19 protein-coding genes and 1 pseudogene are annotated in these 21,594 nt (G+C 65.0%); 12 read left to right on the forward strand and 8 right to left on the reverse strand.

What is annotated here, in order from left to right; all coding sequences use genetic code 11:
* Positions 1-99: 99 nt before the first annotated feature.
* The 11 genes and pseudogenes from LRC39_RS10165 to LRC39_RS10215 all read left to right on the forward strand — a co-directional run bounded on the left by LRC39_RS10165 (position 100) and on the right by LRC39_RS10215 (position 12,682).
* Entirely contained in the window at positions 100-2,055 is a 1,956-nt protein-coding gene (locus LRC39_RS10165; RefSeq protein ID WP_346297156.1) for an ABCB family ABC transporter ATP-binding protein/permease, read from the forward strand.
* A 45-nt stretch (positions 2,056-2,100) separates the two neighbouring features.
* Positions 2,101-2,802 (forward strand): annotated as a pseudogene (locus LRC39_RS10170) (phosphatidylserine decarboxylase); the annotation flags it as partial.
* A gap of 73 nt (positions 2,803-2,875) precedes the next feature.
* Positions 2,876-3,748, forward strand: a complete 873-nt coding sequence (pssA, locus tag LRC39_RS10175; protein ID WP_264076292.1) for a CDP-diacylglycerol--serine O-phosphatidyltransferase — start codon at positions 2,876-2,878, stop codon at positions 3,746-3,748.
* A gap of 134 nt (positions 3,749-3,882) precedes the next feature.
* Entirely contained in the window at positions 3,883-4,602 is a 720-nt protein-coding gene (locus tag LRC39_RS10180) for an RraA family protein (protein ID WP_346297157.1), read from the forward strand.
* A 232-nt stretch (positions 4,603-4,834) separates the two neighbouring features.
* On the forward strand, positions 4,835-5,608 hold the full coding sequence (locus LRC39_RS10185; RefSeq protein ID WP_107343961.1) for a motility protein A: 774 nt from the start codon (positions 4,835-4,837) through the stop codon (positions 5,606-5,608).
* Between the two features lie 30 nt (positions 5,609-5,638).
* Positions 5,639-6,463, forward strand: a complete 825-nt coding sequence (locus LRC39_RS10190; protein WP_107355177.1) for an OmpA/MotB family protein — start codon at positions 5,639-5,641, stop codon at positions 6,461-6,463.
* Between the two features lie 236 nt (positions 6,464-6,699).
* Positions 6,700-8,589: a potassium transporter Kup gene (locus tag LRC39_RS10195; RefSeq protein ID WP_346297158.1), complete on the forward strand. Its 1,890-nt coding sequence runs from the start codon at positions 6,700-6,702 to the stop codon at positions 8,587-8,589.
* A gap of 210 nt (positions 8,590-8,799) precedes the next feature.
* On the forward strand, positions 8,800-9,126 hold the full coding sequence (locus tag LRC39_RS10200) for a rhodanese-like domain-containing protein (protein ID WP_346297493.1): 327 nt from the start codon (positions 8,800-8,802) through the stop codon (positions 9,124-9,126).
* Between the two features lie 22 nt (positions 9,127-9,148).
* The gene (locus LRC39_RS10205) at positions 9,149-10,306 is read left to right on the forward strand and encodes an aminotransferase (RefSeq protein ID WP_107343964.1); all 1,158 of its coding nucleotides are present in this window, start codon (positions 9,149-9,151) and stop codon (positions 10,304-10,306) included.
* 7 nt (positions 10,307-10,313) lie between these two features.
* Positions 10,314-11,429: a polyamine ABC transporter substrate-binding protein gene (locus LRC39_RS10210; protein WP_346297159.1), complete on the forward strand. Its 1,116-nt coding sequence runs from the start codon at positions 10,314-10,316 to the stop codon at positions 11,427-11,429.
* 113 nt (positions 11,430-11,542) lie between these two features.
* Positions 11,543-12,682 carry a hypothetical protein gene (locus tag LRC39_RS10215; protein ID WP_346297160.1) on the forward strand — a complete coding sequence of 380 codons (1,140 nt, stop codon included), beginning with the start codon at positions 11,543-11,545 and terminating at the stop codon, positions 12,680-12,682.
* 15 nt (positions 12,683-12,697) lie between these two features.
* On the opposite strand, the gene LRC39_RS10220 is transcribed toward LRC39_RS10215, so the two are convergent.
* From LRC39_RS10220 to LRC39_RS10255, 8 genes are all read right to left on the reverse strand, one after another.
* The gene (locus tag LRC39_RS10220; RefSeq protein WP_346297161.1) at positions 12,698-14,602 is read right to left on the reverse strand and encodes a B12-binding domain-containing radical SAM protein; all 1,905 of its coding nucleotides are present in this window, start codon (positions 14,600-14,602) and stop codon (positions 12,698-12,700) included.
* Between the two features lie 330 nt (positions 14,603-14,932).
* Positions 14,933-15,865: a lipid A biosynthesis lauroyl acyltransferase gene (locus LRC39_RS10225; protein ID WP_346297162.1), complete on the reverse strand. Its 933-nt coding sequence runs from the start codon at positions 15,863-15,865 to the stop codon at positions 14,933-14,935.
* A complete protein-coding gene (locus LRC39_RS10230; RefSeq protein ID WP_013503178.1) occupies positions 15,865-16,887 on the reverse strand; it encodes a zinc-binding dehydrogenase in 1,023 nt (340 codons plus the stop codon). The genes LRC39_RS10225 and LRC39_RS10230 overlap by 1 nt, the downstream gene beginning before the upstream one ends.
* A gap of 96 nt (positions 16,888-16,983) precedes the next feature.
* Positions 16,984-18,264 carry a beta-ketoacyl-ACP synthase gene (locus LRC39_RS10235; RefSeq protein WP_346297163.1) on the reverse strand — a complete coding sequence of 427 codons (1,281 nt, stop codon included), beginning with the start codon at positions 18,262-18,264 and terminating at the stop codon, positions 16,984-16,986.
* Positions 18,265-18,274: 10 nt separating this feature from the next.
* Positions 18,275-19,483 carry a beta-ketoacyl-ACP synthase gene (locus tag LRC39_RS10240; protein ID WP_346297164.1) on the reverse strand — a complete coding sequence of 403 codons (1,209 nt, stop codon included), beginning with the start codon at positions 19,481-19,483 and terminating at the stop codon, positions 18,275-18,277.
* The gene (locus tag LRC39_RS10245; protein ID WP_346297165.1) at positions 19,476-19,946 is read right to left on the reverse strand and encodes a 3-hydroxyacyl-ACP dehydratase FabZ family protein; all 471 of its coding nucleotides are present in this window, start codon (positions 19,944-19,946) and stop codon (positions 19,476-19,478) included. The genes LRC39_RS10240 and LRC39_RS10245 overlap by 8 nt, the downstream gene beginning before the upstream one ends.
* Before the next feature lie 27 nt (positions 19,947-19,973).
* The gene (locus tag LRC39_RS10250) at positions 19,974-20,255 is read right to left on the reverse strand and encodes an acyl carrier protein (protein WP_011157577.1); all 282 of its coding nucleotides are present in this window, start codon (positions 20,253-20,255) and stop codon (positions 19,974-19,976) included.
* A 166-nt stretch (positions 20,256-20,421) separates the two neighbouring features.
* Positions 20,422-20,775, reverse strand: coding sequence for a hypothetical protein (locus LRC39_RS10255; protein WP_346297166.1), 354 nt, complete (start codon positions 20,773-20,775; stop codon positions 20,422-20,424).
* Positions 20,776-20,968: 193 nt separating this feature from the next.
* Between LRC39_RS10255 and LRC39_RS10260 the strand changes: the two genes are divergently transcribed.
* Positions 20,969-21,592, forward strand: a complete 624-nt coding sequence (locus tag LRC39_RS10260; protein ID WP_107355186.1) for a ParB-like protein — start codon at positions 20,969-20,971, stop codon at positions 21,590-21,592.
* The last annotated feature ends 2 nt before the right edge of the window (positions 21,593-21,594 follow it).

Raw genomic sequence — 21,594 nt, forward strand, 5'->3', positions numbered from 1 at the left:
GTGCACGGCGGGAACGAAACACTATATGAAGGCGGACCCGATGGACGACGTCGTTCGCGAGCATGGATTCGGCTCTGCGGACCTTTTCAGGCAGCTTTGATGGCTCACCCACACTCGCATTCGAGCAGCGGCTCTCCTGTCGCGATTCCAGAAGACAAGATCGCACAGAAGGCGACGCTCGGCGGCACCCTGATGCATCTGTGGCCGTATATCTGGCCCGGTGACCGGTCCGATCTGAAGATGCGGGTGGTGTGGTCGATCGTGCTGCTGATCGCCGCCAAGGCGGCGACGCTGATCGTCCCGTTTACCTTCAAATGGGCGACCGACGCGCTCACCGGTGCCGACACCGCACCGATCGAGCCGTCGAACTGGACGCTGTGGCTGATCGCGTCGCCGCTGGCGCTGACTGCGAGCTACGGCCTGGTCCGTGCCTTGATGGCGGTGCTGACGCAATGGCGTGACGGCATCTTCGCCAAGGTCGCAATGCACGCGGTACGCAAGCTGGCGTACCGGACCTTCGTGCACATGCACGATCTGTCGCTGCGGTTTCACCTCGAGCGCAAGACCGGCGGTCTGACCCGCGTGCTGGAGCGCGGCCGGCTCGGCATCGAAGTGATCGTCAGGATGGTGATCCTGCAGCTGGTGCCGACGATCATCGAGCTGTCGCTGGTGATGGCGGTGCTGCTGTGGCAGTTCGACTGGCGCTACGTCGCGGTCGTGATGGTCACCGTGGTGTTCTACATGCTGTACACCTACAAGGCGACCGAGTGGCGGATCGGCATCCGCCGCCGCATGAATGATTCCGACAGTGACGCCAACCAGAAGGCGATCGACTCGCTGCTCAACTACGAGACGGTGAAGTATTTCGGCGCCGAGGAGCGCGAGGCGAACCGCTACGACAAGTCGATGCGGCACTACGAGGACGCCAGCGTCGCGACCTACACCTCGCTGGCGGTTCTCAATGCCGGGCAGGCGGTGATTTTCACCTTCGGCTTGACCGCGACGATGCTGATGTGCGCCTCGGGCGTCCGCAACGGCACCAACACCGTCGGCGACTTCGTGATGATCAATGCGATGATGATTCAGCTGTATCAGCCGCTGAATTTCATGGGCATGGTGTATCGCGAGATCAAGCAGGCGATCATCGACATCGAGAAGATGTTCGCGGTGCTGTCGCGCAAGCCGGAGGTCGAGGATCGTGCCGGCGCCAAGCCGCTGGAGGTCGAAGCCGGCACCGTGCGGTTCGAGGACGTGAAGTTCGCTTATGATCCGGCGCGGCCGATCCTGAAGGGCCTCAACTTCGAAGTCCCGGCCGGCAAGACGGTGGCGATCGTCGGCCCGTCGGGCGCCGGCAAGTCGACGATCTCGCGGCTGCTGTTCCGGCTGTACGACGTCTCGGGCGGCCGCATCCTGATCGACGGTCAGGACATCCGCAGCGTCACCCAGACCTCGCTGCGTGCGGCGATCGGCATGGTGCCGCAGGACACCGTGCTGTTCAACGACACCATCCGCTACAACATCCGCTACGGCCGCTGGGATGCCACCGACGCCGAGGTGGAGGAGGCCGCCAGGACCGCACAGATCGACGCGTTCATCAAGGCGTCGCCGAAGGGCTACGACACCGAAGTCGGCGAGCGCGGGCTGAAATTGTCCGGCGGCGAGAAGCAGCGGGTGGCGATTGCGCGAACGGTTCTCAAGGCCCCGCCGATTCTGGTGCTCGACGAGGCAACTTCGGCGCTCGACAGCCACACCGAACATGAAATCCAGGGCGCGCTGGAGCGTGTGGCACAAAACCGCACCTCCCTGGTGATCGCGCACCGGCTTTCGACCATCGTCGGAGCCGATGAGATCATCGTGCTCGATCAGGGGCGGATCGCCGAACGCGGCACGCATGCGCAGCTGTTGGCGGCTGGCGGGCTCTACGCCAGCATGTGGAACAGGCAGCGCGAGGCCGAAGAGGCGCGAGAGCGGTTGGCGCTGATCGGCGACGATGATTCACCGGTTCGTAAGCCGGAAATCGACGACGATCTGGCAACTTCGGCGGCGGCGGAGTAATCGTGTTGCAGCGCCACGCAACAGGCTTTCGAAGTTAGGGGACGTCCGATGTCCATCGTCAATTCCGTTCGCGCCCAGATCCCGCCGATCCATCGGGAGGGCTATCCGTTCGTCGGCGCCTTTGCGCTGGTGACGCTGATTCTGTTCTGGATCTGGTCGCCGCTCGGCTGGATCGGCACCGTGCTGACGATCTGGTGCGCCTATTTCTTCCGTAACCCGGCCCGGACGACCCCGGTGCGCGACGGTCTGGTGGTGTCGCCGGCCGACGGCCGCGTCTCGATGGTGGTCGACATCATCCCGCCGCCGGAGCTGGGGCTGGGCGCCAAGCCGCTGCCGCGCGTCTCGATCTTCATGAGCGTGTTCAACTGCCACGTGAATCGCAGCCCGGTGGCCGGCCGGATCGAGCGCATTGTGTATTCGCCCGGCAAGTTCATCAACGCCGAGCTCGACAAGGCCAGCGAAGACAATGAACGCAATTCGATGGTGCTGTCGACCGAGCACGGCCAGATCGGCGTGATCCAGATCGCCGGCCTGATCGCCCGCCGGATCGTGTCGTTCGTCCGTGAGGGGCAGCCGCTGGTCGCCGGCGAGCGTTTCGGCCTGATCCGGTTCGGTTCGCGGCTCGACGTCTATCTGCCCGAGGGCACTAAGCCGCTGGTCGCCGAAGGCCAGACGGCGATCGCCGGCGAGACTATCCTGGCCGACCTCAAGGGCGGCGACGCTGGACGGACGTACCGGACCGACTAACATCGGGGCCGCCGGCCCGAAGGTTGCCATGATGGCCGAGCAGGATGGTGGTTCCGAGACGAGAGCGAAACCGATGCCTTTCGATCTGAATTCCCCTGAGACGCCGCGTCGCCGGTTCGGGCCGATTCCGGTGCGCCTGCTGGTGCCGAACGTCATCACCCTGCTGGCGATCTGCGCGGGCCTGACGGCGATCCGGCTGGCGACCGAGGGGCGGATGGAGCTGGCGGTCGCGGCGATCGTGTTCGCTGCGGTGCTCGACGGCATCGACGGCCGCGTCGCCAGGATGATCAAGGGCCAGTCGAAATTCGGTGCCGAGCTCGACAGCTTGGCGGATTTCGTCAATTTCGGCGTCGCGCCGGGCCTGATCCTGTACTTCTGGCAGCTCCATTTCCTCAGCAATGTCGGCTGGATCGCCGCCATGGTGTTCGCGATCAGCGGCGGCCTGCGGCTGGCGCGGTTCAACGCCACCATGGACGATCCCAACAAGCCGGCGTTCGCCGCCAACTTCTTTACCGGCGTACCGGCTCCGGCGGGCGCGATCACTGTGCTGCTGCCGGTCTATATGGGCTTCCTCGGCGCGCCGACGCCGCCGGCGGTGCTGACCGCGGTCTATACGCTGCTGATCGCCTTCCTGATGGTGTCGCGGCTGCCGGTGTTCTCCGGCAAGACGGTGAAGATGCGGGTGGCGCCCGAGATGGTGCTGCCGCTGTTCGTCTCGGTGGTGTTGTTCATCGCGCTGCTGATCGGCTACCCCTGGCACATCCTGTCGGCCTGCTCGGTGCTGTACCTGCTCAGCCTGCCGGTCGGCTGGCGGTCGTACCGCGACCATCAGCGCAATGCCGCAACAGCCCAGCAGGGCAAGCCCGCGCCCGCCGGCCAAAAGCCCACCCTGGTCGTGAACGATCCGGCCCCACGCGACGACGACCGCCCGGCGCGGCTGAACTGACCGCAGGACGGTCAGTGGCGTCACGCGCTGCCCCTTGGGCGGTATTCTGAAACTCGCTATAGGGCAGGGCTGTCGCCGGGGTTGAACGGCCGCCGCCAACGGACGGCCGGGTCTGGCGACGCTGGAGGACGCCCGTGAGCCAACCTGATTCCGGTCCCGTGCCGACCGCCGTGCTCGAAGCGCTGGCCCGCTACGACACCCCGACGATCTGCAACGCGATGGAAGTGGTCGCCCCCGAGCGGCGCGCGATCGGCTTCACCACCCGCCCGCTGGTCTGCCCGTTCCCGCAGCTTCCGCCGATCGTCGGCTATGCCCGCACCGCGACCATCCGCGCCACCGTGCCGTCCAGCCTGCCGCCGGCCGAGCGGCGGGCCAAGCAGATGGCCTATTACGAATATGTCGGCTCCGGCGCCGGCCCCCGTATCAGCGTGATCCAGGACATCGACGGGCCGGATGCCGGGTTCGGGGCGTTCTGGGGCGAGGTCAACAGCGCCGTGCACAAGGCGCTCGGCTGCCTTGGCGTGATCACCGACGGCTCGATCCGCGACGTGCCGCAATGGGCGCCGGGCTTCCAGGCGCTGGCCGGCTCGATCGGTCCATCGCATGCTCACGTTCACGTCACCGGCTTCGGCGCCGAGGTCCGGGTGGCCGGCATGACGGTATGCGATGGCGACCTGATCCATGCCGACAGTCACGGCGCGGTGGTGATCCCGCACCATTTGGCCGTGCAATTGCCGGAGGCGGCCGAACTCTGCGGCCGGCGCGAGGTCCCGATCCTGGAAGTCGCCCGCAGCGCCGAGTTCTCACTCGACAAGCTGAAGCAGGCGCTCGCGAAGGCCTCGGAGATTCACTGAGTTCGGGCGAGGGACGCTCTCCGGCCGACCGCGGCTGTCACCGCCGCGGCGGTGCGCCCAGAAGACAGATGCTTGGTAATATTACGGGGTTGCTCGCCGCATCAGCGATCGCGCAGCGCCGAATACTTTACCCGTCTTTAATGGCGACTGCATAGTTTCGGAACCGCTGCTCAGAACGATCAGTGCCGACGGCTCGCGCCGCGCGGCTGGTGTGTGCGCGTCGGAGTGAATAATGGACATCATGACGTCAGCCGGCCTGGTCGGCGGCATCGCAGTCATTGCCGTGATGATGCTGATGGGCGGCGACGTCCATATGTTCATCTCCGAACATGCCATGATCATCATCTTCGGCGGTTCGTTGACCGCCACGATGATCCGCTTCCCGCTCAATGTGATCCTGCACGGCCTGCCGCTCGGCGCCAAATTCGCCTTCACGATGAGCCGGCTGTCGGCGCGTGATCTGGTCGATGAGCTCGCCAGCATCGCCGAGATCGCCCGCAAGTCCGGCCCGGTCGGCCTGGAAAAGGTCGAGGCCGAAGATCCGTTTCTGGCCAAAGGCATTCGCTACGTGGCCGACGGTTACGACATCGAATTCATCCGCGATAACCTCGAGCGCGATCGCGATAACTTCCTGATGCACCTCGACGAGGGCAGCAAGATCTACCGCGCCATCGGCGACTGCGCCCCGGCGTTCGGCATGATCGGCACGCTGATCGGCATGGTGCAGATGTTCTCCAACATGTCCGACCCGTCGAAGCTGGGGCCGTTCATGGCGACCGCGCTTCTGGCGACGCTGTACGGGGCGCTGGTGGCGAACCTGTTCTGTCTGCCGATCGCCGACAAGCTGCACACCAAGAAGATCGACGAAGAAACCAACCGCACGCTGATCATCGACGGCATCCTGATGATCCGCGACTCCAAGAGCCCGGCGCTCGTGCGCGAAATGCTGCTGGCTTACCTGCCCGAGAAGCACCGTTCGGAAGAAGACGAAGCGGTCCCGGCTTAACCCGACCTCAGTCGATCGTCGGAAGGCGCCATGGCCAAAAAGAAAAAAGCCGAAGAGCATGCCGGTGGCCACGGCTGGTTCGTCACGTTCGCCGACCTGATGGGCCTGCTGATGAGCTTCTTCGTGATGCTCGTCGCGTTTTCGACCCAGGACAAAGCCAAGCTGATGATCGTCGCCGGCTCGATGCGCGAGGCATTCGGCGTTCAGAACGACGCGCGCTACTCCGGCATCATCGAGAACGATGGTCTGCCGACCCGGGGCAAGGTCAAGAACACCGAGCACGTCAATCCGGAGCTGTCGACCGCGAAGCCGTCACCTGGCGAGGTGACGCGCGACGAGGGCATCAATACCAAAGAGGACCGCGAATTTGCGCTCGCCTCGGCGTCGCTGCGGCAGGCGCTGCAGAACATGCCGGAAATCTCCGAGCTGTCGAAGAACATCATGTTCGAAGAGACCAAGCAGGGTCTGAACCTCGAGATCATGGATCAGGACGGTCGCTCGATGTTCGCCGACGGCTCCAAGGTGCCATTCGAACGCACCCGTTTGCTGCTGCAGCGGCTTGCGGTGCCGCTGCGCGCAACGCCGTTGCGGGTCACCATTGTGGGACACACCTCGTCCGGCCTGCTGCCGGAGCGCAGCGACTATAACGGTTGGGACCTGTCGTCGGACCGCGCCAATTCGGTGCGCCAGATCCTGGAGCGGGAAGGGCTGCCCGGTTCGCACATCTTCGCCGTGACCGGCAAAGCCGACAGCCAGCCGCTGTTTCCCGACGATCCGTCGATCGCCGCCAATCGCCGCGTGACCATCACGCTGATGCGCGAGAGCCCGGCGCTACCGCCCGGCATGAAGCCGTAAGCGTTTCACCCGGCCGCTTGTGGCGGCCACCTCGATTGCAAGCCGGACCTCCGCTTCATCGCGCGTCATCCGAATCCGATGGGTTCGGTATTCGGCATCCCGTGGTTGCATTGGTCGCGGTCGGCCCGCTAGCCTGAGGCACGTCACGGCGGCGGGCGCGCTATCTTTGAAGGGCTTGCCGGTGTGGCGTCGCGGCTCTTGGATCGAATCCAGCGATCGAGCGTTCTACGGCAGCCATGGCCCTCAGCGCGGCAACCACCGAAGCGCCTGAACAAACCAGCTTTTGGGCGCTCACGCTCGGCGGGATCGGCGTTGTTTTCGGCGATATCGGCACATCTCCCTTGTACGCATTCCGCGAGGCGGTCGCCGGCGCGGCTGGCGGCGCACTGGCAAGCCGGGTGCTGGTGCTCGGGGTGCTGTCGCTGATCCTGTGGGCGCTGCTGATCGTCGTCACCGCCAAATACGTGTTGCTGCTGCTGCGCGCCGATAACAACGGCGAGGGTGGCACGCTGTCGCTGATGGCGCTCGGCCGCCGCGCGCTCGGCCGTCGCAGCCTGTTTCTCCTGGTGCTCGGCGTGATCGGTGCGTCGATGTTCATCGGCGACTCGATGATCACGCCGGCGATCTCAGTGCTGTCGGCGATCGAGGGCCTGAAGATCGCGGCCCCCGCGCTCGAACATTACGTCGTGCCGCTGACCGTGCTGGTCCTGGTGCTGCTGTTCGGCGTGCAGAGCCATGGCACCGCGATCGTGGCGCGATTCTTCGGCCCGGTGATGCTGGTGTGGTTCGCCACGCTGGCGGCGATGGGCGCGATGCACATCATGGACGATCCGTTAGTGCTGGCCGCCATCAACCCGTGGTACGCGGCGCAATTCCTCGCCAGCCACGGCACCATCGGGCTGGTGACGCTGGGCGCGGTGTTTCTGGCGGTCACCGGCGGCGAGGCGCTGTACGCCGATCTCGGCCATTTCGGCCGCCGCCCGATCCAGACTGCCTGGCTTGGCTTCGTGCTGCCGGCGCTGCTGATCAATTACTTCGGCCAGGGCGCGCTGGTACTGTCGAATCCGGCTGCGTTGGAAAATCCGTTCTACAAAATGGTGCCCGAGGCGCTGGTGCTGCCGCTGACGCTGATGGCGACCGCCGCCACCGTGATCGCCAGCCAAGCGGTGATCACCGGCGCATTCTCGCTGATCAGCCAGGCAGTGCAGCTCGGGCTGCTACCGCGGTTCGAGGTGCGCTACACCTCCGAGACCAATGCCGGTCAGATTTACCTGCCGCGTGTCAACGCGTTGCTGCTGATCGGCGTCTTGCTGCTGGTGCTGCTGTTTCAGACCTCGAGCCGGCTTGCGTCTGCCTATGGCATCGCGGTCTCCACCACGATGGTGGTCGACGGCATCATGGGCTTCGTGGTGATCTGGAAGCTGTGGCGCTGGAGCTGGCCGGCTGCGGCGCTGGTGATCGTGCCGCTGGTGCTGGTCGATGCGATGTTCTTCAGCGCCAATCTGCTGAAGCTGCTCGACGGCGCCTGGGTGCCGTTGCTGTTCGGCCTGTCGATGGCGGTGGTGATCTGGACGTGGCGGCGCGGCGTCGCGCTGCTGATGATCAAGTCGCGCCGGGCCGAGGTGCCGCTCGATGATCTGATCGGCAGCCTGGAGAAACATCCGCCGCACATCGTCAAGGGCACCGCAGTGTTTCTGACCGCCGATGCCGAATTCGTGCCGCCGGCGCTGCTGCACAATCTCAAGCACAACAAGGTGCTGCACGAGCACAATGTGATCCTGACGATCGAGACGGTTCACACCCCGCGGGTCGACCCCGCCGACCGGATCAGGCTGGTGAAGGTCAGCGAGAAGTTCAGCAAGGTGGCGTTGCGGTTCGGCTTCATGGAGACGCCGAACGTGCCGAAGGCGCTGGTGCTGGCGCGCAAGCTCGGCTGGGAGTTCGACATCATGTCGACCTCGTTCTTCGTGTCGCGGCGCTCGCTGAAGCCGGCCGCGCAATCGGGGATGTGGCGGTGGCAGACCAAGCTGTTCGTCGCCCTCGCCAAGTCGGCCAACGACGCCACCGACTACTTCCAGATCCCGACCGGCCGGGTGGTCGAGGTGGGTGCCCAGGTCACCATCTAGCTGCCGGCCGCGAGGGCAGGGCGGCCGGCTTCGACCAAAAGCGGCGGTGCTTTCGCGGCCCGCTGCGCCTATCCAGCAAACATGCCGATGATCTCGTTGAGAAGCTTGATTTTCCTCGCGCTAGGCGCAACCTTGGCGCCGCAATGGCCGAGCCTCGTTCTCGTTGTTGCGCTCATGGATCCGGGCAGTGCGATCGCGGGAGAGAAGAAAGTGGCAGGCCAGGTTGAAGATTTGACGCCGCAAGAGGTCGCTCAGGGCATCGCCGACGGGCGCTATCTGCTGGTGGACGTTCGCGAGCCGAACGAGGTCGCCGCCGAAGCCTATCCGGACGCCGTGGTTGTTCCGCTCTCGACCTTCGACCCTAAGGCGATCCCCGATCCCGCCGGCAAACAGGTCGTGTTCGCCTGCCGTTCCGGCAAGCGCTCGGTGACGGCGTCGATGGCCGCGCAGGCCGCGGGGCTCGCCTACACCCGGCACCTCGCCGGTGGCATCCTCGGCTGGAAGGCGGCCGGTCTGCCGACCAAGTCGGGGCGTTGATCCGTACGATGACCGCCATCCGATGAGCAACAAGGTCTTCGCCGATCTCCCGGTCACCGTGTTCGAGGCGATGTCGCAGCTCGCGCGCGACAACGACGCGATCAATCTGGGGCAAGGCTTTCCCGACGATCCGGGGCCGGAGGATATCCGCCGCACCGCCGCGGATGCCGTTCTCAACGGCTATAACCAATACCCGTCGATGATGGGCCTGCCGGAGCTGCGCCAGGCGATCTCGACCCACTATGCGCACTGGCACGGCGTCCAGCTCGATCCGATGACCGAGGTGATGGTGACCTCCGGCGCGACTGAAGCGCTGGCGAGCGCCATCCTGTCGGTGGTCGAACCCGGCGACGAAGTGATCGTGTTCCAGCCGGTGTATGACTCGTACCTGCCGATTATCCGGCAGGCCGGCGGCATTCCGCGGCTCGTTCGTCTCGAACCGCCGCATTGGCGGATCACCGAAGAGTCGCTGCGGCGGGTGTTCAACGCCAAGACCAAGGCGATCGTCTTCAACAACCCGCTCAACCCGGCAGCGGTGGTGTATCCGCGCGAAGACCTCGAATTGCTGGCACGGTTCTGCCAGGAGTTCGACGCGGTGGCGATCTGCGACGAGGTGTGGGAGCACGTCACGTTCGATGGCCTCAGCCACATCCCGCTGATCACCATCCCCGGGATGCGTGACCGCACCATCAAGATCGGCTCGGCCGGAAAGATCTTCTCGCTCACCGGCTGGAAGGTCGGCTTCGTCTGTGCCGCGCCGAAACTGCTGCGCGTTGCCGCCAAGGTGCACCAGTTCCTGGCTTTCACCACGGCACCGAACCTGCAGGCGGCCGTCGCCTACGGTCTCGGCAAGAGCGACGATTACTTCCTGCAGATGCGCAAGGACCTGGCCCGCAGCCGCGACCGGCTGGCGCAGGGGCTGTCCAGCATCGGCTTTCCAGTGATCCGCTCGCAGGGCACCTATTTCCTCACCGTCGATCTGTCGCCGCTCGGCCTCAACGAAACCGACGAGGCGTTCTGCAAACGCATCGTCACCGACTACAAGGTCGCGGCGATCCCGGTGTCGGCGTTCTATGAGGAAGAGCCGGTCACTTCGGTGGTGCGGTTCTGTTTCGCCAAGAAGGATCAGACGCTCGACACCGCCCTCGAGCGCCTGTCGGATGCGGTTCACGGGCGCTAGGGATGTCATGATGCGGGATACGATGCGGCGGCGACTGCTGACTCTGGGCGCGGGGATCGCTCTGTCGGTGTCGCTCACGCTGCCTGGCTGGGCGCAGGACCGCACCGTCAATTTTTACAACTGGTCGAACTACGTCGCGCCGGGCGTGCTCGAGGATTTCACCCGCGAGACCGGGATCAAGGTGGTGTACGACACCTTCGACGCCAACGAGACGCTCGAGACCAAGCTGCTTGCCGGCAAGTCCGGCTACGACCTCGTGGTGCCGACCGCTTATTTCCTGCAGCGTCAGATCACCGCCGGCGTGTTCCAGAAGCTCGACAAGTCGAAGCTGCCGAACCTGAAGAATTCTTGGGACTTCGTCACTGACAAGCTGGCGCTGTACGATCCGGGCAACCAGTTCGCCGTCAACTACATGTGGGGGACCACCGGCATCGGCTACAATGTCGCTGCGGTGAAGCGGATTCTCGGCGAGGGCGCCGTGATCGACAGCTGGGAGATGATCTTCAAGCCGGAGAACCTGGCGAAGTTCAAGGACTGCGGCGTCCACATGCTGGATTCCGCCGACGACATTTTGCCGGCAGCGCTGACCTATCTCGGCCGTGATCCGAATTCGACCAACAAGGACGATCTGGAAAAGGCCGCCGAGGTTGTCGGCAAGGTCCAGCCTTCGGTGCGCAAGTTCCATTCGTCCGAATATCTCAACGCTCTTGCCACCGGCGAGATCTGCCTGGTGGTGGCATGGTCGGGCGACATCAAGCAGGCGCAGTCGCGAGCGGCCGAAGCTCATAACGGCGTCGAAATCGGCTACGCGATCCCGAAAGAGGGCGCGCAGATGTTCTTCGACAATCTGGCGATTCCGGCCGACGCCAAGAACGTCGCCGAGGCGCACGAACTGATCAACTTCCTGTACCGGCCGGACATCGCCGCGCGTAATTCGGATTTCCTGTCCTACGCCAACGGCAACAAGACCAGTCAGGACTTCATCAATCCGCGGGTGCTGAACGACAAGGCGATCTATCCGGACGCTGACACCCAGGGACGGCTGTTCGTGATCACCGCGCGCGATCCCGCGACGCAGCGCACGATCAACCGGCTGTGGACGCGGGTGAAGACGGGGCGCTGACGCTCGGTATCGATCGCCCGCGGGTACGGGAGTAATTCCGAGCCTCGATACCTCAACAAACTGCGTAGGCGCACGAGTGCCCGAATCGGGCTCAGCGGGCGCAGGATCGGTTCATGCCCATGGCGATCCGATCCTTCGCGCGACTTCGTGGCGGCTATTCTCTGGCCATCCGTTGGCTGTGCAGTCTTGCTGTCCTCACCGGCATCACGGGGACCGCCAGCGCTGGCGATCCGATTCGCGAGCGCTCGGCTCCGCGCTGGACTGTTTCGGCCGAAGCTCTGGTGCTTGGCCGCGCCGGGACAGGCAATCAATCGCTTGTCTCGCTCGTGCCGGGCGATGTGCCGTGGTGGACACCGATCGGCCCGAACACCACCAACGTCCCCGGTGCCGAGGTGCTGAACAGCAATCAGCTCAATCAGCGCTTGGCCGCCGGTCCGAGGATCGGCGTCAGTTACCGAGACCCGTCGGGTTACGGCGTCGAGCTGTCCTACTTCAATGTGCTCGGGCTGAAGGCGTCAAAAAGCGTTGGTCCCGAGACGCCGGGACAATGGCTGGTAATGAAAGCGCCCGGTACGTTCTGGCAGACGCAGGACTATGCGTATCAAGCAATGGTGTGGCAGGACGATACCCGGCTGCACAGTCTGGAGGCCAATGCGCGGTTGGAGCTAACGCCGCGCGTGACGCTGCTGGCAGGTGTTCGCTGGCTGGAACTGCACGATCAGCTGCAGGGAACGCTGGATCCGGCCGATCTCGGCCAGCCAATGTGGAAGTTCAGAGTGCCGAGCCGGCTGTCCGATGCCGTCCCGGTCCCCGGCAGCCCGGTCGTGATCAATCCGCCGTTCTGGACGAGCTCGACCACGAACAACCTCTACGGCGTTCAAGTCGGCGTGCGAGCGACCTTGTGGGAGATCGAACGCGTCTCGGTCGACGCGGTGCTGAAGGCTGGCGTATTCGACAACCATGCGACGCAAGCCGCGCAGGTCAGCATGCAGAAGCAGCTCTACCCGACCTACGCAGCGACCGACGCGGCCGCCTTCGTTGGACAGGGCGGCTTCGCGGCGAAATATCGGCTGACCGATCACGTCGCCGTCAAGCTCGGATACGAAGCGTTGTGGCTCGGCCGCGTGGCATTGGCGCCGGCCCAAGTTCAGGCGACCTCAACCACGTCCACCAGCGTGACGGCGGTCGGGGTCGATTGTCGCTCGTCGACGCTTCTTCAAGGCGTCACGGTCGGCATGGAGTACTCGTTTTAGCGCTGCGGCCAGCGATCAGGCAGTCTTCGCCAGTTTCGGTGCTGGCGCGCCGTGGAGAGCAACTTGGTCGAGATCCCGTAGATCGACCGTCCCTGGTAACGCGTGGTCAGATGGCTTGTCGCCGACGCCCCGCATCGGGATAGGACTGACCGGGGCGCGGTCATGCCGCTCGATGTCGCCGCGCAGCAGCCGCCACGCCCAGCCGGCGGTTCGACGATAGGTGTGCGCAAGCCCGATCATGCCGTAGATCTGCGCGCCGGCATCGACGATGTGGGCGCGGAATTTCAGCCAGGCCCGACGCCGCATCCGCTTGGCGGGCGAGAAATGCGCGACCTCGTGCGCGGGACGGGTTTCCGCACTTGAGAACACGTCGGCCGACTTCGAGAACACCAGCGCGCTCACGAAGCGGATCGGGTTGAAGAAGTAGGTGTAGGCGATCAGCAGATTGAGCTGCTTCAGCCAAGGCCGCGGGTGCTTCGATGCGACGACGTAGTTGCCGTCCATGATATGCGGTTCGACCTGGATATCGCCGGCGCGGCTGAACGCCATCCCGGATTCAAACACGTTCTCGTACCACTTCGAACCGGGGGCAGGGGTCAGCATCATCACCTGCGTGCTGATCGAGCCGGCCTGCCGCAGCAGCCTGATCTGGTTGATCAGACCGTAGTTCGACTTCCAGGTCACCAGCGGCTGGCTGTCGTGGTGCATCATCATCGGCATCGGCAGGATGTTGTTCTCGCGCAGCAGCTTGAAGGCGAGCTGGGTCTTGTCCTTGTCCTGAGCCTTCTTCACCAGCGTTGCGGTCATGTCCTCCACGCCGAGCCACACCGCCGCAAAGCCCGCATCGCGGATCAGCGGCAGGTGATCGCGCATCCCGACGGTGTCGTGCACCGTAACCTCGGTGCCGAGCCGCACCTTGCAGAACGGCCGTTCGGCGCGCTTGCGCGCGAGCGTACCGGCGATGTCCAGCGTCCGCTTGGTATCGTTGAAGAAGTTATCGTCGGCACCGAAGAAGTGATAGATGCCGAAAGTGCTGGCGATCTGCCCGATCTCCTCGGCGATGCGTTCACCGCTCTTGGCGCGGAACTGCGACTGGTTGTAGGCGGGGATCGGGCAGTACGAGCACCTGAACTTGCAGCCAGCGGTCATCACGATGCTGGCGATCGGGCTGTATCGCTTCACGCGGTTGATCGGCAACGCTTGGCTGGCCAGCGTCGCGCTGTTGCTCGGCGCCTCCAGCAGCTTGTAGCCATGCACCGGATCGGGAAGCTCATCGAGATCGCCGAGCAGCCGCTGCACGCCGGTGTCGATCAGCTCCTCGATCGGACCGCTACGGGAGGCGCGGCGTGCGTAAACGATGCCCGCCACCTCATCGAGCGCGCCGCCATCGCGAGCACGCTGGAACACCGAGCGCATCGACTCGCCGGCCGCGCGCATCGACAGCAGCACGTCGAGCATTTCGAGGAAGACGTATTCTTCGCCGGTGACGGCGACATCGGTCGACCAGGACGGATCGCCGCCGCCGAACACATGCCACGGCTCGTAGCGAATCCGAGGTCCGCCGACCATGATCAGGGGACGTTTGTCAGGCTCGATCTGGCAGGCTTCCCGGATCAGGCGATCGCATTCGGCGGAATGCAAATGCATGCTCGAGACCAGGAACAGGTCCGGAATCCGGCCGTCGAGTCGCATTTGCAGCGGGCTGAAATTGCGGTTCCACTGCTGCAGCACGATCCGGGTCTTGTCGAACCCGACGTCGGCGAGCGCGGAACCGATCGAACGGACTCCGCCGGGCGCCATGCGGGTGTCGGCGAGCACGAAGGGCAGGACGCGGGTGCGATGATCGAACGCGCTGACGATGACGGTCGTCAGGTCATGCTGCCCCGACAGCCGGCGAAGGCGCGCGCGTAGGCTCGCCATCTTGCCGGGAACCAGAAGCTCATCACCGCGGGCACGCCTTGGAAGTTCCATGTATTTCCTCGATCCAGATGGACGGCCGCAAAGTGATTTGCGAGCGCCACTGTGAGGTTAATACCCGAATCGGTCAAGTTGACGGCCCGCCGCAGCGCAGCAGGTTCCGCACGGTTCCGCCAATGCGTATGAGCACGGGGCAGATGAGCCAAGCAGCGCAGCTCGTCTTCAAGACGTCACGCAGGCCGAGTCTAGACTTACTCAGATCCTGAGCGAACTAAGCGGATTTCAGAGATACGGACGCGCGTCGACGCGACTAAGCACTGACTACGCGGATCGTCACCGCCAGCGGCGGTGCAGCCACAGCCATTGCTCGGGCGTTTCGCGGATCCAGCTTTCGATCACCGAGGTGCACGCCTGCATCGTGCCCTGGATGTCGATCCGGCCGTCGGCATCGCGGACCGGCTGGATCTCTTCGGTCAATTCGGCGCGGAAACGGCCGTCGGGGAGGCGGATGACGCGGGCGCCGTGCAGCGGGCACTCGATCTGGCGCAGCAGCTTTGCCAGCAGCGGGTTGGCCTTCGCGGTGCGGCCGAAGAAGGTGACGTCGACACCCTTGGTGAAGTGCTGATCGATCAGCATGCCGACGTGCTTGCCGTCCTGCAGCGCCTGCGCCAGCTTGAACGGCGCGCTCGAGCCGGCGGCGACGAGCTGACCCATCTTCACCGAGCGGATTTCTTCGACGATGCGGTCGGCGGCTTCGATGTTGGGCCGGCGATACAGCACCGCAGTGTCGAGGCCGTGCGCGACGGCGGCGACCGCGGGCAACTCCCAGTTGCCGAGATGGCTGGCGAAAATCAGCGCCGGCTTGCCATCGTCGCGGAGCTTTTCGAACAGCTCGAGGGAGCGGCCGGTCACCTCGATGCGGCTGCGCTCGGGATGCTCGACGTCGTAATCCCACACCGAGTCGAGATGAGCGAACTCAGCGGCCGATCGGCCGAGGTTGTCCCAGACTCCGCTGAGGATGGCCTCGATCTCGTCCGGCGACTTCTCCGGAAATGCCGCGGTGAGGTTGTCGCGGCCGATCCGCTGCTCCGGAAAGCGCGGGCCGAACTTGCGGGCAACCGCGCCGAACAGCCGGGCGCTCTTGTCGGGATCGAACTTCCGCGCCAGATGCAGCGCGCCGATCGCCACCGGCCCGACGATCTTGCCGACGACGTCCTTGGCCGCGCGCTGGGCGCGCAGCTTGGCGCGATAGAGAGCGACCTTCATCAGAACCGGACGATGATCTTGCCGAACACCTGACGGCTTTCCATCCGCTTCAGTGCGGCGCCGACGTCGTCCAGCGGCACTTCGGTATCGATCACCGGCAGCATGCCGGCCGCCATCTTGTCGAGGCTTTCGGCGATGTTCTTCATCGTCGCGCCGAACGAGCCGAAGATCTTGTACTGCTGCTGGAACAGCTGCATCAGGTTGAGGGTGGTGGTCGGGCCCGAGGTCGAGCCGCAGGTCACCAGCCGGCCGCCGCGCTTCAGGCTGAGCAGCGAGCCGTTGAAGGTGTCGGCGCCGACGTGTTCGAACACCACGTCGACACCCTTCTTCTTGGTGATCTTGCGGCACTCGTGTTCGAAGCGGTCCTGGCGATAGTTGATGACATGATCGGCGCCGAGCTTCTTGACGCCTTCGATCTTGGAATCGTCGCCGACGGTGGTGATCACCGTGCAGCCGATCGCCTTGGCCATCATGATCGCGACGGTGCCGATGCCTGAGCCGCCGGCGTGGACCAGCACGGTTTCGCCAGGCTGCAGCTTGGCGTTGTCGAACAGCATGTGCTGCACGGTCGAGAACGCGATCGGTGCGCAGGCGGCGTCGCGCAGGTCGACGCCGTCCGGCACCGGAATCACCAGCCGGGCTGCGATGTTCATCAGCTCGCGCGCAAAGCCGTCGACATGGAAGCCGATCAGGCCGCCGACGTTTTCGCAGAGGTTGTCGCGGCCTTCCTGGCACGCTTTGCAGTGGCCGCAGGTCAGCGCGCCGTACATCACGACCTTCTGCCCGGGCTTGAACGCGGTGACGCCGTCACCGACGGCTTCGATCGTCCCGGAGGCTTCGGCGCCGACCACGATCGGCAGCTTGCGCTTGACGAAGGCCATGCCCCGATAGCCCCACACGTCGATGTGGTTCAGCGCCACCGCGGCGATGCGGACCTGCACTTCGCCGGCCGCCGGGGGCGGGGGAGACGGCAGGTCGGCGACCACGAGATTGCGGTCGGCAACGAGGGTGAGCGCGCGCATGGGGTTCGTCCGAACGGTTGGAGGCTTGCGCCCTGCGTATCGCCGCTGGCGGCCGCGGCGTCAACCGCGGCGGCCGGAACTGCGACTCACAGGCGGTTAGGCCGGTTCGCGGGTCAGGATCAGCGAGGCGTTCTGGCCGCCGAACCCGAACGAGTTCGACATCACGGTCGTGACGCGGGCGTCGCGGGCCTGATTGGGCACCACATCCAGCGGGATCGCCGGATCCGGCACGTCGTAGTTGATGGTCGGCGGAATCCGCTGATGCTCCAGGGTCAGCAGCGAGAAGATCGCTTCGACCGCGCCGGCGGCCGACAGGGTGTGGCCGACCATCGATTTGTTCGACGATACCGGCAGCGACGAAGCGCGCTCGCCGAACACGCTGGAGATGCCGAGATACTCCATCTTATCGTTCTCGGGCGTGCCGGTGCCGTGGGCGTTGATGTAGTCGATCTGATCGACACTCATGCCGGCGTCGGCGAGCGTCTTGTTGATGCAGCCGATGATCGGCTTGCCGTCCGGGCTCGAGCGGGTGCGGTGGAAGTTATCGGCGAGTTCGCCGCAGCCGGCAATCACCCCGAGGATCGAGGCGCCGCGCGCCACTGCCGACTCGTAGCTCTCCAGCACCAGCGCGCCGGCGCCTTCGGCCATCACGAAGCCGTCGCGGTTTTTGGCGAACGGCTTCGACGACGCTTGCGGGGGATCGTTTTGGGTCGACAGCGCTGACAGCAGCGAGAACCGGATCAGCGCTTCGGCGTTCACCGAGCCGTCAGTCGCGACGCACAGCGCCGCATCGGCTTCGCCGCGCCGGATCGCTTCGACGCCGAGCTGGATCGCGCTTGCGCCGGACGCGCAGGCGGTAGACAGCGAGATCGGCGAACCCTTGGTGCCGAAGGTGTCGGCGAGATGATCGGCGACCGAGCCGAACAGGAAGCGGCGGTGATATTGCGTGAACGCGCCGCCGCCGCTGACGCGGAGCAGGGCATCGTAATCGATCGCGGTGTTGGCGCCGGTGGCGCGCGCCAGCTCCTGGCGCGGCAGCCATTCCAGCTCGACCGGTGCGACCGCGAGAAACAGCGGGCCCGGGAAGTCGCCCTTGCGGCCGATTCCGGACTGCGCGATCGCCTCTTCGGTTGCGAGGTCGGCGAGCTTTTCACCGAGCACGACCGAGGAGAACGGCTCGACCGGGACGAAGTCCACGGTGCCGGCCATCGTGCTCTTCAGCCCGTCGATCGGAAACCGAGTGATGGTGCGGATGCCGGATTCGCCGGCGGTGAGCTTGGCCCAGTTGTCGGTCTTGCCGGCGCCGAGCGAGGTGACCACGCCCATGCCGGTGACGACCACGATCGGTCTGCCGAATTTGTCCCGCGTCACGGTCATTGCGTCCCCCTTACCGAACGGCCTCGACCAGCGCCATGCCTTCGCCGCGCCAGTGGCCCGCCCCGATCACGACAATCTGGTCGGGGGTCTTGCTCATTTCAACTTCGAGACCGGTCGGGTCGTTCGGCGGATACAGCGCGCCGCGCGACAGCGACAGCGCCGCGAGCGCGATGCCGAGCGGGAATTGCGCTTCCATCACGTGGCCGAACGGCGTCGCGGTGCCGCGCACCGGAGTGCCGGAGTGATTGCGCAGGAATGCGGTTTCCTCCGCGGTCACCGGCTCGGCACCGGTTGCGCCGGTGATGATCGCAGTGGCGCCATCGCGCGGGCCGAGCTGCGACCATAGGTTCTCCAGGGAGGCAGTGACGTCGCCGGCGTTGCGGCGGCGCGACTGGTCGGCGACGACGTTCGTTAGCCGCGCATACGGCTTGGCGCCGCGCGCCTGCGCATGCGCCTTCGACTCGATCACCAGGAACGCCGCGCCCGAGCCGAGCGCGAAGCCGCCCTTGGGACCGCGCGCAAACACCGGCGCGTAAGTGTCCTTCAGATTGAAGTCGCCGAACTCGTACAGCATCAGCAGATCTTTGCGCTCGCCGTTCTGGGCGGCGCCGATCAGCGCGATGTCGCTTTGGCCGGCTGCGATCCGCGCCAGCGCAATTCGCGCGGCGTCAACGCCGGCTTCCTCTTCACCCATGAAGGTGCGCGACGAGCCGGTGACGCCGTGCACGATCGCGATGTTTCCGGCGAGCAGATTGGAGAGCTGAGCGAGGAAGAGGGTGGGACGCAGGTCGTTCATGAGGCGCTCGTTGAGCGCATTGGGCGGCACGGTGCCGTAACCTTCGCCATTGAGCACGGCGGAATCGACCGCAAGGTCGCGCTCACCGCCGCCGGCGGCGACGATCATGTCCATCCGCGACAGGATCTCGGTGTTGCCTTTGATTCCGGCGGACTCGAGCGCCAGACCGGCCGCATAGGTGCCGATCCGTTGCCAGGCTTCCATCTGGCGCTGATCGCCCTTCTTGGGGATCTGCTTGTCGAAGCTGAGCGGCGCCAGCGGGTGCACGACGTAGGGCGCAAAACCGCTGGTATCGACGTTGACGCGGCGCTCGGTCAGCGCATCCCAATGCGCGTCGAGCCCCTCGGCCAGCGAGCTGGCGAGGCCGATGCCGGTAATCCAGGCTTCGATCGGTTCGGCGCGGGACGTGTTGGTGTCAGCCATGGATCATCTGCTCCGGAAATCCGATTTGCTTCGCCATCGCTTCCATATGCTCGCGCAGGTCGGGATGCGGAAACGGGACGTGGCGGAACGTCAGCGTGGCATTGCACGCGAGCTTACCGCCGCTCTTGATCTTCGCTTCGGTCATCGTGAAGCCGGAGCCCTCGTGCACCACCGAGACGTCGATCGACAAGGTCTCGCCGGGCGTCACGAAGGTGCGCATCTTGGCTTCCTTGACCGCGGCCAGGAACGGCATGCGCTGAAACTGCATCAGCGCGATCAAGAGCCAGCCCGAGCTCTGGGCCATGGTCTCGATCAGGAGCACGCCCGGCATCAGCGGATAGCCGGGGAAGTGGCCTTCGAAGATCGTGCTGGTCTCGGGCACCCGAGCCTCGACCGTGATGCTGCGGTCAGCGAGGCGAAGCTCGGCGATTCGGTCGATCAGGTGGAAATATTCAAGGTTCATGGCGTGGGCGGCTTCCGAACCGCGCCACTACGCGCCCTTGGCGGCAACCAGTTCGTCGATGCGGGCGGCGAGATTCTTGAGAACGAAATACTGCTCGGTGGTCGCCTTGCCGTCGTTGACCTCCTGGGTCCACTTCTCCAGCGGCAGCTTGATACCGAAAGCTTTGTCGATCGCGAACGCGATGTCGAGGAAATCGAGGCTGTCGATCCCCAGGTCATCGATCGCATGGCTCTCCGGGGTGATCGTCTCACGCGGAATGTCGCAGGTTTCCGCGATGATGGTGGCCACCCGATCGAATGTGGAAGTCATTTTAAGCCTTTGATATTATGTCGGAAATGGCCGATTTACGGCGGCTTCAGCCGTCATCCTGGTGACAGGCGATTGCCCGTATAACGGAGCGTTGCTCCGAGTTCAATGGCGGGCAAATCCACGCCTTGCGCGGGTTTTGGGCAACCAGCGGGAAGCTTTGGCGAATCTAGCGCGGCGCTGCGATGGCGGCGCAGTCGTGCCTGCCCATCAGCACGCAGTCCTGAGTCCGCCGCATATCGGCGATGCTGGTGGCGAGCCAGATGCCGACCACCGTCAGCGTGATGGTCAGCGCCAGGGCGGCGATGTTGGTCAGCATCCGGTGGCGGAAATCGTCCGGGGCGGTGTCGCGGCCGGTCTCGTCGGGATCGTGCTCGAGCTGCGGCATCTCTCTCCGGAAGGGCAGAATGGTTGCGGAGGGGCGACCGCCATCTTCTGGGGCCGGCACAGGAACGGCGTCGCGCGGCCGAAACGGCAATACGCGGTGGTCGTCATCGGGGAGGGAGATGCGCTGATTCTTCATCGCTGCCGTCCAGCCGTCGCCCGGAACGGGTTCGACCCGATCATCCTAGTGAGGATACGATTTCGGGAAAACTCCGCAATAGACCGGATGGAACATGCCGGCCGGGCGTGTCTGGCCCTCCGGTGCGCCGCGTTGCGGGCGGGGAGGGCCGTGCCATACTCCGCGGGAACCTGGCAATTCAGGAGGCCCAGCGATGACCAATCCGCGTGAACCGTTGCTGCATACGATCCCGATCCTGTCGCTGCGTCCGACTCAGATGACCGTCGGGATGCGCGAGGTGAAGGAGAAGCGGCTGCGATGGCGCCAGCACAAGCCGAAGAAGCAGGCCGAACTGCTCGGCAATCACATGATTCCGGTGGTGCTTGGCCCCGGCAAGACACACTACGTGATCGATCATCACCATTTGGCCCGGGCGCTCCACGACGAGGGCGTCAAGGAGGTGTTGGTCACGGTGATCGCCGACCTCACCATGGTCGATCGCGATGCGTTCTGGGTGGTGCTCGACAGCCGGCGCTGGGTTTATCCGTATGATGCCAAGGGCGAGCGGCATCATTACCGCGAGATTCCCAAGACCGTCGCCGGCCTGAAGGACGATCCATTCCGCAGCCTCGCCGGCGAACTCCGCCGCGTCGGCGGTTATGCCAAGGACACCACGCCGTTCAGCGAATTCCTGTGGGCCGATTTCCTGCGCCGACGCCTGTCGCGCAAAAGCGTCAATGCCAACTTCCAGAATGCGGCTGAGAAAGCGCTGGCGCTCGCCAAGAGCAAAGACGCGATCTATCTGCCGGGCTGGTGCGGGCCCGCCGCCGACGATTGAGG

The sequence above is a fragment of the Rhodopseudomonas sp. P1 genome (assembly GCF_039642825.1).
GTDB classification, from domain to species: Bacteria; Pseudomonadota; Alphaproteobacteria; order Rhizobiales; family Xanthobacteraceae; genus Rhodopseudomonas; species Rhodopseudomonas palustris_H.